Origin of the sequence: Streptomyces sp. RFCAC02 (assembly GCF_004193175.1) — a bacterium.
Taxonomy (GTDB): Bacteria; Actinomycetota; Actinomycetes; order Streptomycetales; family Streptomycetaceae; genus Streptomyces.
The window spans coordinates 891,252-906,462 of the sequence record NZ_SAUH01000001.1 but is presented as its reverse complement, the minus strand read 5'-3'; the positions used below and the strand labels follow the sequence as shown (position 1 = coordinate 906,462).

At 75.3% G+C, this 15,211-nt stretch carries 17 protein-coding genes and 2 pseudogenes; 15 read left to right on the top strand and 4 right to left on the bottom strand.

All coding sequences use genetic code 11. The features are described 5' to 3' along the window. Positions 1-2 precede the first annotated feature (2 nt). From EMA09_RS04050 to erm, 12 genes are all read left to right on the top strand, one after another. The gene (locus tag EMA09_RS04050) at positions 3-1,106 is read left to right on the top strand and encodes an alpha/beta hydrolase (protein ID WP_129838952.1); all 1,104 of its coding nucleotides are present in this window, start codon (positions 3-5) and stop codon (positions 1,104-1,106) included. 73 nt (positions 1,107-1,179) lie between these two features. Further along, positions 1,180-2,565: a hypothetical protein gene (locus EMA09_RS04045; RefSeq protein WP_206305895.1), complete on the top strand. Its 1,386-nt coding sequence runs from the start codon at positions 1,180-1,182 to the stop codon at positions 2,563-2,565. A 179-nt stretch (positions 2,566-2,744) separates the two neighbouring features. Next, entirely contained in the window at positions 2,745-4,343 is a 1,599-nt protein-coding gene (locus EMA09_RS04040) for an ABC-F family ATP-binding cassette domain-containing protein (protein WP_129838950.1), read from the top strand. A 379-nt stretch (positions 4,344-4,722) separates the two neighbouring features. Further along, the gene (locus EMA09_RS04035; RefSeq protein ID WP_206305894.1) at positions 4,723-4,944 is read left to right on the top strand and encodes a helix-turn-helix domain-containing protein; all 222 of its coding nucleotides are present in this window, start codon (positions 4,723-4,725) and stop codon (positions 4,942-4,944) included. 116 nt (positions 4,945-5,060) lie between these two features. After that, on the top strand, positions 5,061-5,852 hold the full coding sequence (locus tag EMA09_RS04030) for an enoyl-CoA hydratase/isomerase family protein (RefSeq protein ID WP_129838948.1): 792 nt from the start codon (positions 5,061-5,063) through the stop codon (positions 5,850-5,852). A gap of 119 nt (positions 5,853-5,971) precedes the next feature. After that, on the top strand, positions 5,972-6,442 hold the full coding sequence (locus tag EMA09_RS04025; protein WP_129838946.1) for an Asp23/Gls24 family envelope stress response protein: 471 nt from the start codon (positions 5,972-5,974) through the stop codon (positions 6,440-6,442). 55 nt (positions 6,443-6,497) lie between these two features. Then, the gene (locus EMA09_RS04020) at positions 6,498-6,692 is read left to right on the top strand and encodes a hypothetical protein (RefSeq protein WP_129838944.1); all 195 of its coding nucleotides are present in this window, start codon (positions 6,498-6,500) and stop codon (positions 6,690-6,692) included. A gap of 3 nt (positions 6,693-6,695) precedes the next feature. Then, complete coding sequence (locus EMA09_RS04015; protein ID WP_240796220.1) at positions 6,696-7,103, top strand: hypothetical protein; 408 nt, start codon at positions 6,696-6,698, stop codon at positions 7,101-7,103. Then, the gene (locus EMA09_RS04010; protein ID WP_129838942.1) at positions 7,100-7,720 is read left to right on the top strand and encodes a DUF6286 domain-containing protein; all 621 of its coding nucleotides are present in this window, start codon (positions 7,100-7,102) and stop codon (positions 7,718-7,720) included. The genes EMA09_RS04015 and EMA09_RS04010 overlap by 4 nt, the downstream gene beginning before the upstream one ends. 50 nt (positions 7,721-7,770) lie before the next feature. Continuing rightward, a complete protein-coding gene (gene amaP / locus EMA09_RS04005) occupies positions 7,771-8,340 on the top strand; it encodes an alkaline shock response membrane anchor protein AmaP (protein ID WP_206305893.1) in 570 nt (189 codons plus the stop codon). A gap of 382 nt (positions 8,341-8,722) precedes the next feature. Next, positions 8,723-8,893 carry an rRNA adenine N-6-methyltransferase family protein gene (locus EMA09_RS28805; protein ID WP_240796219.1) on the top strand — a complete coding sequence of 57 codons (171 nt, stop codon included), beginning with the start codon at positions 8,723-8,725 and terminating at the stop codon, positions 8,891-8,893. Further along, on the top strand, positions 8,878-9,573 hold the full coding sequence (erm, locus tag EMA09_RS04000; protein WP_346655865.1) for a 23S ribosomal RNA methyltransferase Erm: 696 nt from the start codon (positions 8,878-8,880) through the stop codon (positions 9,571-9,573). Before EMA09_RS28805 ends, erm begins: the two co-directional genes overlap by 16 nt. Before the next feature lie 214 nt (positions 9,574-9,787). Here the strand turns inward: erm and EMA09_RS28800 are convergent. Next, a pseudogene (locus tag EMA09_RS28800) lies at positions 9,788-9,949 on the bottom strand (LysR family transcriptional regulator); the annotation flags it as partial. Between the two features lie 123 nt (positions 9,950-10,072). Between EMA09_RS28800 and EMA09_RS03990 the strand changes: the two are divergent. Together EMA09_RS03990 and EMA09_RS03985 are read left to right on the top strand one after the other, a co-directional pair. Then, positions 10,073-10,579: a nuclear transport factor 2 family protein gene (locus EMA09_RS03990; protein ID WP_129838938.1), complete on the top strand. Its 507-nt coding sequence runs from the start codon at positions 10,073-10,075 to the stop codon at positions 10,577-10,579. A 160-nt stretch (positions 10,580-10,739) separates the two neighbouring features. Next, a complete protein-coding gene (locus tag EMA09_RS03985) occupies positions 10,740-11,138 on the top strand; it encodes a VOC family protein (protein ID WP_129838936.1) in 399 nt (132 codons plus the stop codon). Between the two features lie 89 nt (positions 11,139-11,227). Here the strand turns inward: EMA09_RS03985 and EMA09_RS03980 are convergent. After that, positions 11,228-12,360: pseudogene (locus EMA09_RS03980) on the bottom strand (NAD(P)/FAD-dependent oxidoreductase). Between the two features lie 108 nt (positions 12,361-12,468). Between EMA09_RS03980 and EMA09_RS03975 the strand changes: the two are divergent. Further along, positions 12,469-13,173 (top strand): TetR family transcriptional regulator, encoded by a 705-nt coding sequence (locus EMA09_RS03975; RefSeq protein WP_129838934.1) that lies wholly within the window; start codon positions 12,469-12,471, stop codon positions 13,171-13,173. Positions 13,174-13,194: 21 nt separating this feature from the next. Here the strand turns inward: EMA09_RS03975 and EMA09_RS03970 are convergent, their stop codons facing one another. Together EMA09_RS03970 and EMA09_RS03965 are read right to left on the bottom strand one after the other, a co-directional pair. After that, positions 13,195-14,055, bottom strand: a complete 861-nt coding sequence (locus EMA09_RS03970; protein WP_129838932.1) for an SURF1 family protein — start codon at positions 14,053-14,055, stop codon at positions 13,195-13,197. Between the two features lie 29 nt (positions 14,056-14,084). Next, the gene (locus EMA09_RS03965) at positions 14,085-15,131 is read right to left on the bottom strand and encodes a DEDDh family exonuclease (protein WP_129838930.1); all 1,047 of its coding nucleotides are present in this window, start codon (positions 15,129-15,131) and stop codon (positions 14,085-14,087) included. Positions 15,132-15,211: the final 80 nt, after the last annotated feature.

The window sequence follows — 15,211 nt, the reverse complement described above, 5'->3', positions numbered from 1 at the left end:
GTATGCGTCGGCGCACTACGGCGGCCGTGGCCGCCACCACCCTGCTCACTGCCGGAGCGGCGGCGGCCCTCACGGTCGCCGTCACGACCCGCCGGACCCGCGGCGGCCCGGCGGCGTTCCCCAGCGCCCGGCTGACCGTGCACGGCACCGCCGCCGGGCGCGTGACGCTCACCAGGACCGCCGAGTCGGTCCTGCCGGGCCTGTACGCGCTCGTCGGCAAGGACTGCCACGCGATCGTCGGCCCGGTCCTCGACGACACGGAGGACGGCGGCCCCGACACGGTGGTCCGCCGCCTGGAGCGCGTGACGCGCGGCGAGCTGCGGCCCGGCTCGGCCGTGACCCTCTCGCCGCAGCTCCACACCGGCGACCCGCGCAGCGCGTTCGGCATCGAGTACGAGGACGTGGAGATCACCGGCGAGCGCGGCACGCTGCCGGGCTGGCTGGTGCCCGGCCTGCGCGACGTGTGGGTCGTCGTCCTGCACGGCATGGGCGCGACGCGCGAGCAGGCCCTCAACGTCCTGCCGTTCCTGCACCAGCAGGAGCTGACCGTCCTCGTCCCCGGCGACCGTCCCGATCAGCCGGGGGCGCCCGAGCCGGCCGGGATGGGGTCGGCCGAGTGGCCCGACGCCGAGTCCGCCGTCCGGTTCGCGCTGCGGCAGGGGGCGCGCGGCATCGCCCTGTACGGCTTCTCGACGGGCGCGACGGCGGCCCTCAACACGGTGGTCCGCTCGCCGCTGCGCTCCGAGGTGAAGGGCCTGATCCTCGACTCGCCGGTCCTCGACCCGGCCGCGACGGTCCGGGCGCTGGCGCGGCACCGCGGCGTTCCGGGGGCGCTGTGGCCGCTGGCCCTGCGCGCCACCGAGGACGTCGAGCAGCCGCCGCCCGACCTGGACGAGCACGCGCGGAGTTCGACGCTGCCCGTCCTCGTCGTCCACGGCCCCGACGACACACTGGCCCCGTGGGACGCGTCCCGTGCCCTGGTGGACCGGCACCCGCAGACGGCGACGCTGCACCCCGTCCCGGAGGCGGGCCACGCCGCCATGTGGAACGCGGACCCCGCCGGCTACGAGGAGGTCCTGCGCCGCTTCCTCACCCCACTCATGTGACCGGTACTACTCGTCATACAAGTCCCTGTGCGGGGAGTTTGGGATTCCGGCCCCGAACGGTGAAACTGCTCGGGTGACGTCCCGAACTCCGCGTGAGCCCCGGTTGCGACTTGTCCCCCAGACACCACCCCAGCGCACCGCCGTCGCCCGGCGCGGTGCGGTCGGCCGACGCACACCGCCCCGGCCACCCCGGGGCATCGCCCCCCAGGACCGGCTGGCCGCGCAGGCCCGCACGCTCCTCGCCGACGCCGTCCGGCTCGCCCGCTGGGCCGACCGCACCGGCCGCTCGCCCGAGACCGACATCGCGGCGGCGGCCGCCGACCTCGGCCTCGGCCCGGCCGGCGTGCGCGACCACTGGGGCCGCGCACGCCTCGCCGGCCTCATCGAACCGGCGGGCGAGGGCGGCGCCGTCCGCGGCGGCTGGCGCCTGCGCGCCTGGGACCGGGACGACACCGCCGTCCTGCGCGGCTGGGTCGCCCTCTTCGACGCCTGGTCGCTGTCCCGCCCCGCCCCCGAGGCCGCCGACCCGCACCTCGCCGCCGACATCGTCGCCGCCGTCCCGCAACTGCTGTCGGTCATGCACCTGTCGGCCGGCGCCGTCACGGCGGACGGCCTGGTCGACCTCCTCACCCGCCGCGTCACCGAAATCCGCGCCGACCGCGCCGCGCCGCCGCCCGAAGGCCCCGGCATACGCGCCGACGCCGCCGAACAGGTACGGCTCCTCGGCTGGGCCCTCGACACCCTGGCCGCCGCCGGTGCCCTCACCCTCCACGCCCGCGGCTCACGGCCGGTCCGCGCCCGCCTCACCGACCTCGGGAGCTGGGCGATGTGGACCAAGCTCGAACAGATCTGCATCGCCGCGCAGAGCCCCTCCGGCGCCGGCAACATCGAGCAGTCGGCCGTCGCGATGCTCCGCGGCTGCGCCGCCCTCACACCGGGACCCGCGCGCGCCGAGTACCGCGCCTGGCTCGCCGCCCGCGCCACCGGCCCGGCCGTCGCCGAACTCCTCGACGCCGCGAGGGGCGAGGACGCCCTCATCCGCGGCCTGGCGTTCGAGGCCCTGCGAGTCGTCGGCGCGCCCGCCACCGCCGCCGTGCGGGAGGCCGCCGCCGAGCCCGTCCTGCGCCCGTACGCCCTCCTGTGGCTCGCCGACCACGAGGGCGGCGACCCGCGCGACCACGCCGACTCCCACCACGGCGTCCTGACCCCGGCCGAGGCGACCTGGCTGTGGGTCGACACGGCGTCCGCCGCCCACGAGAACGGCGCGGAACGCCTCCTCCTCGACCACCTCGACGCCGCTCCCCAGCCGTCGCTGGCCCAGCTCCTCACCGACATCAGGACGTGCGGCCACCCCCGTACCGTCCAGGTCCTGCTGGCGCTCGCGGCGGCCCACCCCGACGCCACGACGGCCCGCCGCGTCCGCCGGGCCGCCTTCCAGGTCCACACCGGCGGCGCGTGACCGCCACGCCCGCCCCGTGCCCACCGGGCGCGGGGCGGGGGCCGCGGGCGCGTAAACCGGTTGCGCCGCGCCGTTAGACTGGCCCGTATGGACAGTTCCTCCCTCATGGCCCGTACGGCTTAGCGGGCTCACGCCCTCCCGTCCCGCAGCCCGACCCGTCCCGTCCAGGAGTACCGTCCATGATCACCGCCAGTGCCGTCGAACTGCGTGCCGGCGCCCGCGTCCTCATCGAAAGCGCCTCGTTCCGCGTCGCCCAGGGCGACCGCGTCGGCCTCGTCGGCCGCAACGGCGCGGGCAAGACCACCCTCACGAAGTGCCTCGCAGGCGAGGGCGTCCCGGCCGGCGGCACCATCACCCGCTCCGGCGAGGTCGGCTACCTCCCCCAGGACCCCCGCACCGGGGACCTCGACGTCCTCGCCCGCGACCGCGTCCTCGCCGCCCGCGGCCTCGACAGCGTCCTGCGCGGCATGCGCGAGAGCGAGCAGCGCATGGCCAGCGGCCAGGGCGACGTCAGGGACCGCGCCATGCGGAGGTACGAGCGGCTGGAGACCGAGTTCCTCACCCGCGGGGGATACGCCGCCGAGGCCGAGGCCGCCACCATCGCCGCCAGCCTCGGGCTGCCCGACCGCGTCCTCGGCCAGCCCCTGCACACCCTGTCCGGCGGTCAGCGCCGCCGCGTCGAACTGGCCCGCATCCTCTTCTCCGACGCCGACGTCCTGCTGCTCGACGAGCCGACGAACCACCTCGACGCCGACTCCATCGTGTGGCTGCGCGACTTCCTGAAGACGTACCGCGGCGGCCTCATCGTCATCTCCCACGACATCGACCTGGTCGAGACCGTCGTCAACAAGGTCTTCTACCTCGACGCCAACCGCGCCGCCATCGACGTCTACAACATGGGCTGGAAGCAGTACCAGGTCCAGCGCGAGGCCGACGAGCGGCGCCGCAAGCGCGAGCGGGCCAACGCGGAGAAGAAGGCCGCGGCCCTCAGCGCCCAGGCGGACAAGATGCGCGCCAAGGCCACCAAGGCCACCGCCGCGCAGAACATGGCCCGCCGCGCCGAACGCCTCCTGGCCGGTCTGGAGGCCGAGCGCCAGTCCGACAAGGTGGCCAAGCTGCGCTTCCCCGACCCGGCGCCGTGCGGCAGGACGCCGCTGACCGCCGACGGCCTGTCGAAGTCGTACGGCTCGCTGGAGATCTTCACCGACGTGTCCCTCGCCATCGACAAGGGCTCCCGCGTCGTCATCCTCGGCCTCAACGGCGCCGGCAAGACGACGCTGCTGCGGCTCCTCGCGGGTGTCGAGAAGCCCGACACCGGCCGCGTCACCCCGGGGCACGGCCTCAAGCTCGGCTACTACGCCCAGGAGCACGAGACCCTCGACCCCGACCGCACCGTCCTGGAGAACATGCGGTCCGCCGCCCCGGACCTCGACCTGGTCGACGTCCGCAAGACGCTGGGCTCGTTCCTCTTCTCCGGCGACGACGTGGACAAGCCGGCCGGCGTCCTCTCCGGCGGCGAGAAGACCCGCCTGGCCCTCGCCACCCTCGTCGTGTCCTCGGCGAACGTCCTCCTGCTGGACGAGCCCACCAACAACCTCGACCCCGCGAGCCGCGAGGAGATCCTCGGCGCGCTGCACAGCTTCACCGGCGCCGTCGTCCTCGTCACGCACGACGAGGGCGCCGTGGACGCGCTCCAGCCCGAGCGCGTCATCATGCTGCCCGACGGCGTCGAGGACCTGTGGAGCCCGGACTACGCCGACCTCGTCGCCCTGGCCTGAGCCGCCGCCGCACCGTGCCCGGGGCGCCGCCCCCGCCCGCCGTGACCCCCCGTGACGGCCGGCGTCCCGCCCCGGGCACCGCAGGGTGATCATGGCCGGGTGGATCATTCGGCCGATGCTTGATCATTCATCTGAGTGAGGGGGGCTCGTACCCCGGCGTGTTGGCGCCCCGGCGCAGCCGCCCCGCCCCCGCCCCCGCGCTCACCCCGCTGACCTGCGCTTTCCCCGCCTTCACCCGCCGCACCCCCCATCACGCGCCCCCCACGCCCCACGTCATCCGTGGTCCGTTTGTCGTACGGGCGGAGACGAATGGGTGGCCAGGATGACGGATAGGGGTGATCATGAGAGTCACAGAGCGCACTTCCACGAGGAGGCACGGGTGGCCGAGACTCTGAAGAAGGGCAGCCGGGTGACCGGCCCCGCGCGCGAGCAGCTCGCGGCAGACCTGAAGCGCAAGTACGAATCCGGTGCGAGCATCCGCGCCCTGGCCCAGGAGACCGGCCGGAGCTACGGATTCGTCCACCGGATGCTGAGCGAGGCGGACGTCACCCTGCGCGGCAGGGGCGGCGCCACGCGCGGCAGGAAGAACCCCACTCCCTGATCCCCTCCCGATTCCCCCCGACCCCCTGACGGGCGGGGCGGCCCCACCGTTACGCTGCGGGTACCGCCGGGCAAGCCGGCCGGCGGGTTCCCGGCCCCTGTGACGGAAGGCCGCCCATGACCCTGCTCGACCGTGACGGTGTGCGTGTCACCGTCCAGGACGCCGTGGCGACCGTGACGCTCGCCCGCGCGGACCGGCGCAACGCCCAGACCCCCGCCATGTGGCGCGCCCTGGCCGAGACCGGGCGCCTGCTGCGGGGGGACGTGCGGGTCGTCGTCCTGCGGGGCGAGGGTCCCTCGTTCTCCGCGGGCCTGGACCGGCGGGCGTTCACCGCGGGCGGTCTCGCCGGGGAGCCGGGCGGCGATCTTTCGCTGCCCGAGCTGGCACGCTACGACGACGCCGCCCTGGACGCGGCCCTGAGCACGTTCCAGGAGGCGTTCACGTGGTGGCGCCGCCCGGACATCGTGTCCGTCGCCGCCGTGGGGGGCCACGCGATCGGCGCGGGATTCCAGCTCGCGCTGGCCTGCGACCTGCGGATCTGCGGTGACGACGCGGAGTTCGCCATGCGCGAGACCTCCCTCGGCCTGGTCCCCGACCTGGCCGGCACCAAGCCGCTGACCGCCCTGGTGGGGTACGGGCGCGCGCTGGAGATCTGCGCGACCGGCAGGTCCGTGGGGGCCGACGAGGCCGTCCGCATCGGCCTGGCGCAGCTCGCGGTCGCGCGCGCCGATCTCGACGCGGCCGCCACCGACCTGGCCGCGGCGCTGCTCGACGCCCCGCGCGACGCGCTCGTCGAGACGAAGGCGCTGCTCCTGGGTGCTGCCGACCGCGACTACGACGCCCAGCGCGCCGCCGAGCGCGCCGCGCAGGCCCGGCGCCTCCGCGACCTGGCGGGCCTCGGCGAGTAGGGGACGGCGAGCGGGCCGGCCACTCGTTCGGCCCGCGGTGATCACGCCGTCGCGCGTGCCCGCATAGTGTGGCAACAGGACCGGCACCACGCCATGCCCGGAAGGGGTGAACGGAAGTCATGACCGACGCCGCCACCGACGGCACCACCGAGGTGCCCGGCAGCACCCCGCCGCCCGCCGCCCGCCGGGGCACGGCCGAACCCGCCGACCGCGGCCGCACGACCATCGCGGACGGCGTGGTCGCCAAGATCGCCGGCATGGCGGCCCGTGACGTGCCGGGCGTGCACGCCATGGGCAGCGGCCTCGCCCGCACGTTCGACACCGTGCGGGACCGGGTACCGGGTGGGAGCAGGGCCGCCACCCGGGGCATCAGGGCCGAGGTGGGGGAGGTGCAGACGGCGCTCGATCTCGAAATCGTTGTGGAGTACGGCGTATCGATCGCCGAGGTCTCCCGTACGGTACGGGAGGGCGTCGTCGCGGCCGTGGAGCGGATGACGGGCCTCGAGGTCGTCGAGGTCAACATCGACATCGGTGATGTGCGGCTCCCGGACGACGGCGGTGACGAGGAGGAACGGCCGCCGCTGCAGTAGCGGCGCCGCTGAGCACGGGCAGGGCACGCGGGGCACGTGACCCGAGGAGCGCAGGATGAACATGGCTGTGGCCGGCATGATCGCCGGCATGGCACTCGGTTTCGCCGGGTACTTCGGCGGGTTCGCCGCCTTTCTGCTGGTGGCCGCCCTGGGGGCGATCGGGTTCGGCAGGTTCGCCGACGGCGACCTGGACCCGGGGGACTTCTTCCGGCCCCGTGACCGCGAACGCCGCGACGACCGGCGGGGCTGACCCGTGGAGCCGGTCCTGACGGCGCCCGTGCCCGCCGCCGAGCGCGGCACGACCCGGGTCTCGGAGCGCGTGGTCGCCAAGCTCGCCGCCCAGGCGGCGTGGGAGGCCCTGCGCGCCGGCCCGGAGAACACGCGCCCGCGCACGCCGGACGCCAGGCCGCGCGCGACGGCGGTCGTGCGCCGCCCGCCCGGCCCGGCGGGCACCGGCGGTCTCGCCGGCGTGCGGGTCGAGTTCGAACTGGGCTACCCGTGCGACATCGCCGCCCGCTGCCGCGCCGTGCGCGGCCGGATCGCGGAACGGCTGCGGGAGCTCGCGGGCATGGAGACCAGCGCCATAGAGCTGGAGATCACGCGCCTGCACTCGCCGCACAGCGCCGGCTCCGCGGGCGCGGGCAGGAGACGGGTCCAGTGAGCGCGCCCCCCGGCACCGGCGCGGAGACCGGTACGGAGCGCGGCGAGGACCGCCCGCCGGCGCGGGACGGCCGCGCGGCCGGCCGGTTCTGGTCCGAGCGCCGCGTCCCGGCCGCCCTGACCGCGGCCGCCGTCGTCGTGACGTGCGGCCCGCTGCTCTACGACGTGATCGCCGTCCGCGCCGACCGGCCGGCGGCCCAGTGGCGCCGCCGCCTCGCCGACGACCTCGCGGCGCGTGCCGTGGACGGCGCCTGGGTGGTGACGGGCTGCGTCGTGGCCGTCCTGCTCGGCGCGTGGCTGCTCGCGCTCGCGCTCACGCCCGGCCTGCGGACGGTTCTCCCGATGCGCCGCCGCGCCGCCGAGCACGTCCGCGCCGGCATCGAACGGGGTGCCGCCGCCGTGGTCCTGCGGGACCGCGCCCTGGAGGTCTCCGGGGTGCGCGCGGTCCGTGTCAAGGCCGGCGGGCGCCGCGTCACGGTGTGGGCCGAGGCGCACTTCCGCGACCTCGACGTGGTGCGGGCCGACCTCGACGCCGTCCTCACGGACGCCGTGCGCGGCCTCGGCCTGGCGCGGCAGCCGTCCCTCACCGTCCACGTCCACCGGCCCGCGAAACGCTAGGGTCCGGGACCACGCGCAGGAAAGGAGCGGCAGACCCCGTGCTCCGCGTCATGAACCGTGTTCTCCTCGCCCTCGTCGGCCTGCTGCTGGTCCTCGCCGGCCTGGCGGGCCTCGCCACGGCGGCCGGGGTCGTGCCGTCCGGCCGTCCCTGGCCGTGGCACCGGACGGACGACGTGATCCTGAGCCACGCCGAACGGCTCCACCTCCGTTCGCAGGGCTGGTGGTGGCCGGTGGTGATCGCCGTGCTGTCGGTCGTGCTGCTGCTGGCGCTGTGGTGGCTGTTCGCGCAGGCACGGCGCCCCCGGCTCGGCGCGGTGGCGGTCGACACGGGCGACGGCGGGTCCGCCGTGCTGCGGGGGCGTGCGCTGGAGGAGGTGATCGCGGCGGAGGCGGAGGCGCTCCCCGGGATCGACCGGGCGCGCGTCACCCTGATCGGCCGCCGCGCGCAGCCCCGGCTGCGGGTGGGTCTGATCCTGGCGCCGCAGGCCCGCCCCGACGAGGCGCTGACGGCGCTGCGCACCGTCGCGATCGAGAACGCCCGCGTCTCCGCCGGCCTGCGGGAACTGCCGGCAGAGGTGCGCCTGCGCTCGGCGGGCCACGCCCCCGAGCGCGTGAGCTGACGTCTCCGGTCCTCTTCTGCCGGGCGACGCCGTACGGGAACGGGAGGTGGCCGGCCGGCTCCCGCATCTCCCGGTAGGTCACCGGCGGCGACCGTACGACGGGGGGCGGGTGCTTCCACTCGCTGCGCACGGCGCGGCAGGACCCTTTGTCCGGACCGCCGGTTCACCGGCCGTGCGCGGAAAAGCGGTTGCCGGGGGAGCGGGTCGTCCGGGTAGCGTGGGCGGCATGTGTGCGTCCGCTTTCGCAGCAGCAGCGATGACGAGGCCCCGCCGCCCGTAGCGGCGGTCTTCGCGAACCCTCCGAGGAACCGCCGCCCGAGTGCGACCCCGCCGGGCGGCCCGCTCCGTGCTGCCCGGCTTCCCTCGAAGCCGCGGAGATCCTGTGCACACCCACCGTCCCGGCCGTCATGAACTGGGCCAGAACTTCCTCATCGACCCCGCCGTCATCGACACCGTCGTGGGCCTCGTCGCCGCCACCGGCGGCCCGGTCGTGGAGATCGGCGCCGGCGACGGCGCCCTCACCCTCCCCTCCAGCGGCTGGGCAGGCCGCTGACCGGCATCGAGATCGACGACCGGCGTGCCGCCCGGCTCGCGCGCCGCGTCCAGCCGCCCACGCGCGTCGTCCGCGCGGACTTCCTGCGCCACCCCCTCCCCAGCACGCCCCACGTCCTCGTCGGCAACCTGCCGTTCCACCAGACGACGGCCATGCTCCGCCGCGTCCTGCACGCCCCCGGCTGGACGGACGCCGTGCTGCTCGTGCAGTGGGAGGTGGCCCGCCGCCGCGCCGGTGTGGGCGGCGCGACGATGATGACGGCCCAGTGGTGGCCGTGGTACGACTTCCGGCTCGTCCGCCGCGTACCCGCCGCCGCGTTCCGTCCGCGCCCCGGCGTCGACGGCGGGCTGATGACCGCGACGCGGCGGGACAGGCCCCTCGTGGACCCGGCGGACGGCGAGCGGTACCGGGCGTTCGTCCAGCGGGTGTTCACCGGCCGGGGGCGGGGGCTCGCCGAGATCCTGCGCGCCGCCGTGCCCCGGGCCGCGCAGGGGCGGCTCCGGGCCTGGCTGCGGGCGAACCGGGCGCTGTCCACGGCCCTGCCGAAGACGCTGACGGCCGAGCAGTGGGCCGACCTGTTCGCGCTCCAGCGGGACAGCCCGCCCCGCGCGCCGGAGCGGCGTTCGGGTCAGGGGCGGCCGTCCTCCTGGGACCGGGCGGCGACGGGCAGGACGAGGTAGACGCCGAGGCCGCGCGGGCCGGTCGCGGCGGTGACGGCCTCGCGCAGCCGGTCCGCCCGCCGCTGCCGGTCGGCGGCCCGGTGGAGGCGATCCGCGGCAGCCCGGTCAGTCCCCTCCCGGCGTCGACGGCCCGCTCGTACGCGTGGGTGATCCGGGACCAGGCGGGGCGTATCCCTTCGTACGACTGCCGTTCCGGCGGGGGCGGCTCCACCCGGCGGCTGGTGCGGTCGGACAACAGGACGCCGATGCGGCGCTCCAGTCCGGCGACGGTCTGGCCGACCCGGGCGGTGGAGACGTGCAGCCGCTCGGCGGTGCGGCCGGAGTGCAGCTCATCGGCGAGCGTCAGGAACGCCTCCACCTCGTGCCGCTCCGGCATCCCGCTCCTCCCATCGTTGACCGACGCTTCACGGTCGTTCAGCAGATGCGCATTGATGCCCTGTCCGGACCGCAGCAGGATCGGAGCCGTTGAAAGGCCACCTCACGTGCACAGGAGAACTTCATGTACGTCACTCGCGACCGCGCCCTGACCGCCCCCGCGCGCGACACCGCCGCGGCCGTCGCGGAACTCAGGGACCGTGCGGAGATCACCGACGCGCTCCTCCGCTTCGGCCTGGGCCAGGATCTGAAGGACAAGGAGCTGTTCGCCTCGGCCTTCGCCGCAGACGCCGAGCTGGACTTCCGCCCGGCCGCGGCCAAGTGGGGGGCCGAGCCGCCGCTGATGTCCGGGCGCGACACCATCGTCACCACCATCCTGGCCATGTTCACCGGCCGGGTGGACACCACTCACCAGATCACCAACACGCGGATCCGTATCGACGGTGACACCGCCCGGCTCACGGCCCTGGTGGAAGCCCAGCACCTGCTCATCGCCGACCCCGCCACCCACGCGCTGCTGAAGAACCCCTACGAAGTCGACCTGGTCCGCGACGGCGACCGCTGGGTCATCCGTCGGCTCCGCATCGACAACACCTGGTACACCGGCGAACCCACCGCGATCTTCGGATGACACCCGTCCCTCCCCGGGCGGGGTCCCCGACCCGGAGACCTCCCGGCCCTCTCGACCTGCGCCCACCCGGCCGGATGACGCGTGGCGAGGCAGACGCCGAGCTGTTCGGCGCCCCGTGCGTCGGCGGCCCCGTCCGGTGGGCCGCCCCGGAGGGTTCGGCATGATCGACTCCACCGTCCCGGTCCGGGTGGCCCGGCCCTCGCGGGACCTCGCCGCCGCCGAACGCTTCTGGGTGGACGGCCTCGGCCTGGCCGTGCTGTGGCGCACGACCGGGCGCGTTCCGGACGAGCACGACCTGCTGATGGTCGGCCCGCCCGGCGCCGCTTGGCATCTCGAACTCACGTACGACCCGGGGCGGCCGCTGGAGCCGACCCCGACGGTGGACGACCTGTTCGTCGTCTACCTCGGCAGGCCGGCGGACGCGTCCCTGATCGACCGCCTGGTCGCGTTCGGCGGCACCCGCGTTCCGGCACACAATCCGTACTGGGACGAGCACGGGGTGACGATCACCGACCCGGACGGCTACCGCTTGGTGCTGTGCTCCCGCACCTGGGTCTGAGCTGCGTCCGGGCCGGTCATGAACGCGGGCGGAGCGGGATCGCGGCGGCGTGGTCACCGGGCTGCGCGTACGGGGCGTACGCCTCTTCCTCACGCTGCTTCGGCCTGGCCGGTGAACAGGCCGATCAGGCCGTGGGGCGCGTCGTCGCCGAACATGCGCTCGTGGAGGTCGGCCGCGTCGGCGGCCTCCGCCGCGCAGCGCCGGAACATCTCCCGCTCGTAGTCCCGAGCGCGGCCTCGATGTCGTCCGGCCGCGCGGCGATGGCGTTGCCGAGTTCCGCCGCGTCCTGCATGGCCAGGTTGGCGCCCTCGCCGGACGGGATCATGAGGTGGGCGGCGTCGCCGAGCAGCGTCACGCCCGGCACACGCTCCCACCGGTGCTCGTCGGGCAGCGCGTGGAGGGGCCGCAGGACCGGCGCGGAGTCGCCCCCGGTGATCAGCGCGGTCAGCTCCGGCGCCCAGCCGTCGAACTCCTGGGCGATCCGTGCGGCGGACGCGGCCGGGTCGGTGAAGTCGACGGCCGCGAACCAGTCGCGCGGCTCGCGGAGTGCCACATACGTGTGGAGCGTCCCGCCGGTCTCCCGGTGCGCCGTGATGCCCTTCCCCGGCGCGAGCGCGAACATCGAGCCGCCGCCGACGGCCGCCGCGCTCGCGGGGTGCCGGGTGTCGGCGTCGGACAGCCAGGTCTCGACGTACGACATGCCGGTGTACTCGGGTGCGGCGGCGGACAGGAGCGGCCGGACCCGTGACCAGGCGCCGTCCGCGCCGACCAGCAGGGTCGTGACCTCGGTGCTGCCGTCGGTGAAGGCCACCTCGTGGCGGCCGTCCCCGAGGGAGCGGACGCCGCCGACCTTGCGGCCCCACCGGACGGTGCCGGCCGGCAGTGAGTCGAGCAGCATGCGCCGCAGCTCGCCGCGCAGCACCTCGGGGCGTGAGCCCGTGCCGTCGTCGGGCTCGTCGAACAGTACGGTCCCGTCGGGGGCGAGCACCCGTGCCGCCTCCCGGCCCGCGAGGACGAGGCGGCGGAACTCCCCGGTCAGCCCGGCGGCCGCGAGGGCCGGCTGGCCGTTGTGCGCGTGGATGTCGAGCATCCCGCCCTGGGCGCGTGCCGTCGGGGAGGGCTCCGCCTCGTGGACGGTGGCGGGGATGCCGTGGACGTGCAGGACGCGGGCGAGCGTGAGGCCGCCGAGTCCGGCGCCGATGATCGTGACGTGGGGGGTCATGGTGTCTCCCTGGGGTGTGTGGAACGCCGTTCCATACCCACCGTGGAACGGCGTTCCAGGAATGTCAAGCTGGAACGTCGTTCCAGCGAGGTGTGTCAGGATGGCCCCATGGCACCGAGGACGCGTCGCTCCGAGCGACGGGAGGAACCGCTCTCCCGCGAGCGCATCGTCGGCGCGGCCGTCGAGCTGCTCGACACACACGGGGAGAAGGGGCTGACGTTCCGGGCGCTGACCGAGCGCCTCGCCACCGGCCCCGGCGCGATCTACTGGCACGTCGCGAACAAGGACGAGCTGCTGGGCGCCGCCACCGACGCGGTCGTCGCCGCCGCCGTCGGGGCGGCCGCTCCTGCCGCGTCACCGCGCGACGGCGTCCGCGCCGTCGCGCTCGGCCTCTTCGAGGCGACCGAACGGCACCCGTGGCTCGCGCCCCAGCTCGCCACGCAGCTCTCCCGCAGCCCCGCGGGGACGGTCGTGCCGCGGATCTTCGAGGGCATCGGCCGGCACGTCGGCGCGCTCGGGGTGCCCGAGGAGAGCTGGTTCACCGTGACCTCGGCGCTGATGCACTACGTCCTCGGCGCCGCCGGCCAGAACGCCGCCAACACCGCGAGCGCCCGCACCGCCCCGCCCGGCGGGGACCGTGCCGCCTTCCTCGACGGGGTGTCGGCGGCGTGGGAGGGGCTCGCCCCGGACGCCTACCCGTTCACGCGGGCCGTCGCCGGCCGGCTGCGCGAGCACGACGACCGCGAGCAGTTCATCGCCGGGGTCGATCTCGTCCTCGCCGGCATCACCGCGCTCCACCCGCCCGCCGCGTGACCGGCCCGACCGCACGGGAGGTCAGGGAGTGACGCCGGCCCCCGCGGTTGACTTCCCGGCGACCGGCCCGGCATCCGGCGTGCCCGCGGCCCCGGCCGCCTTCTTGGCCGCCTTCCCGGCCGCGGCCCGCTGGTCGGCGATCTCCCGCCGGAACAGGATCACCCACCCCACCGGCACGCCCGCCGTGAACAGCCACCACTGGATCGCGTACGCGAGGTGCGACCCGATGCTCGTGTGGTCCGGGTCCTTCAGCAGCTCGGGCTGCGCCGCCGCGTCCGCCGGCGCCGGCGACGTCTCCGTCAGCGCGAGATAGCCGCCGAGCGTCGGCACGCCGTCCATCGCGGCCGACCGCTCCTCGCTGTTGATCATCATGACCATGCCGTCCGGCAGCCCGGAGCGTTCACGGATGCCGGTGTTCCCGGTCGTCTCGTCCGGCATGAGCCGCCCCGTCACCGTGACCTCGCCGTCCGGCGGCGCCGGCACGTCGGGGACCGCCGTCGGGTCGTCGCCCGAGGAGATCCAGCCACGGTTCACGAGTACCGCCGTGCCGTCGTCGCGCAGCAGCGGCGTCAGCACCCAGTACCCGATCGACTCGTCGTTCGAGCTGCGGTTGCGCACCACGACCTGGTGGTCCGTGTCGTAGGTGCCCTCCGCCGTGACCCGCCGGTACCGGTCGCCGTCGGCCGGCTCCCCGCCCACGGCGGTCAGCTCGTCCACCGGCACGACGGGCGCCGACAGGGACGCGCCGATCAGGTCGTTGCGCGCCACCCGCTGCTCATGGCGGTGGAGCTGCCAGAACCCGAGCCAGATCATGCTCGGGATCAGGATCAGCGCGATGAGGGTGAGGACCACCCATTGCCGCGACAGCAGAAACCGGTACACACCACCCGACCGTACCGGAGCGCCCTGCCTCAGCCGTCCGCAGGGTCCTCGTCGGGCACCGGCGTGCCGGGCGCCACGTCGCCCAGGAGGCGGGTGAACGTCACCTCGTCCACGACGGGCGTGCCCAGTTGGCGGGCACGGACGGCCTTGCTGGTGGGGGCGAGCGGGTCGTTGGTGACGAGGAGGCTCGTCAGCCGCGACACGCTCGTCGCGATGTGGAGGCCCGCGTCGAACGCCTGGTCCTCCAGCAGTTCGCGGTCGGTCTCGGTGTCGCCGGAGAACGCCACCCGCATGCCCTGCACGAGACGCCCGCCCGGTTCGTACCGCCCCGGGTTGCCCCACAGGCAGGGCGGCCGCCGCTTCACCATCCGGCGCCCCGTGCCCCACCGCACGCCCCTGGCCGCCTGGGCCGGCGACGGGACGGCCGGCGCGTCGCTCCACCGCGTCACCGGCAGGCACGCCAGCAGCGGCAGCGGCAGGCCCGTCCCCGCGGCCTGGTGCAGGCTCGGCCGGAACGCCTCGGCCAGCACCCGCGCGTCGTCCAGCGCGTGGTGCGCGCGCCGCTGCTCGACGCCCCAGTAGGAGACGAGCGTCTCCAGACGGTGGTTGGGCAGCGGCAGGGCGAGGGCCTTCGCCAGGTGGATGGTGCACAACCGCTGCTTCACGGGCGCCACACGGCCCGCGCGCGCGTACTCGTGGGCCAGCATCGACCAGTCGAACTTCGCGTTGTGCGCGACGAGGACGCGCCCGGCGAGGCGGTCGGCCAGCTCGTCCGCGATGTCGGCGAACAGCGGCGCGTCCGCCAGCATCGACGCCGTCAGCCCGTGGATGTGCACAGGCCCCGGATCGCGCTGCGGATTGACGGTCGTGTACCAGTGGTCCTCCACGTCCCCGCGCGCGGTCAGCCGGTACACGGCGGCCGAGACGACGCGGTCCTGGACGGCCAGCCCGGTCGTCTCCACGTCCACCACCGCGTAACCGGTCGGATAGCCCGAGGGCCAGGGACCGAGCGGAGCCGACGGGACCGCCACCGGGGCGGGGACGTTCAGCGCGTGTGCCTGCTGGTCTTCGAGCATGGTTTCAGAGGATACGGGCCGCCTCTGACACCGCCCGCCGCGCGTGCCCGCCACGCCGCGTGCGCCGCCCGCCAGTTGGC

Coding starts and splice junctions, on each gene's coding strand:
- EMA09_RS04050 (WP_129838952.1), top strand. CDS start 3: ATGCGTCGGCGCACTACGGCGGCCGTGGCCGCCACCACCCTGCTCACT.
- EMA09_RS04040 (WP_129838950.1), top strand. CDS start 2,745: ATGATCACCGCCAGTGCCGTCGAACTGCGTGCCGGCGCCCGCGTCCTC.
- EMA09_RS04030 (WP_129838948.1), top strand. CDS start 5,061: ATGACCCTGCTCGACCGTGACGGTGTGCGTGTCACCGTCCAGGACGCC.
- EMA09_RS04025 (WP_129838946.1), top strand. CDS start 5,972: ATGACCGACGCCGCCACCGACGGCACCACCGAGGTGCCCGGCAGCACC.
- EMA09_RS04020 (WP_129838944.1), top strand. CDS start 6,498: ATGAACATGGCTGTGGCCGGCATGATCGCCGGCATGGCACTCGGTTTC.
- amaP (WP_206305893.1), top strand. CDS start 7,771: ATGAACCGTGTTCTCCTCGCCCTCGTCGGCCTGCTGCTGGTCCTCGCC.
- EMA09_RS03990 (WP_129838938.1), top strand. CDS start 10,073: ATGTACGTCACTCGCGACCGCGCCCTGACCGCCCCCGCGCGCGACACC.
- EMA09_RS03985 (WP_129838936.1), top strand. CDS start 10,740: ATGATCGACTCCACCGTCCCGGTCCGGGTGGCCCGGCCCTCGCGGGAC.
- EMA09_RS03975 (WP_129838934.1), top strand. CDS start 12,469: ATGGCACCGAGGACGCGTCGCTCCGAGCGACGGGAGGAACCGCTCTCC.
- EMA09_RS03965 (WP_129838930.1), bottom strand. CDS start 15,131: ATGCTCGAAGACCAGCAGGCACACGCGCTGAACGTCCCCGCCCCGGTG.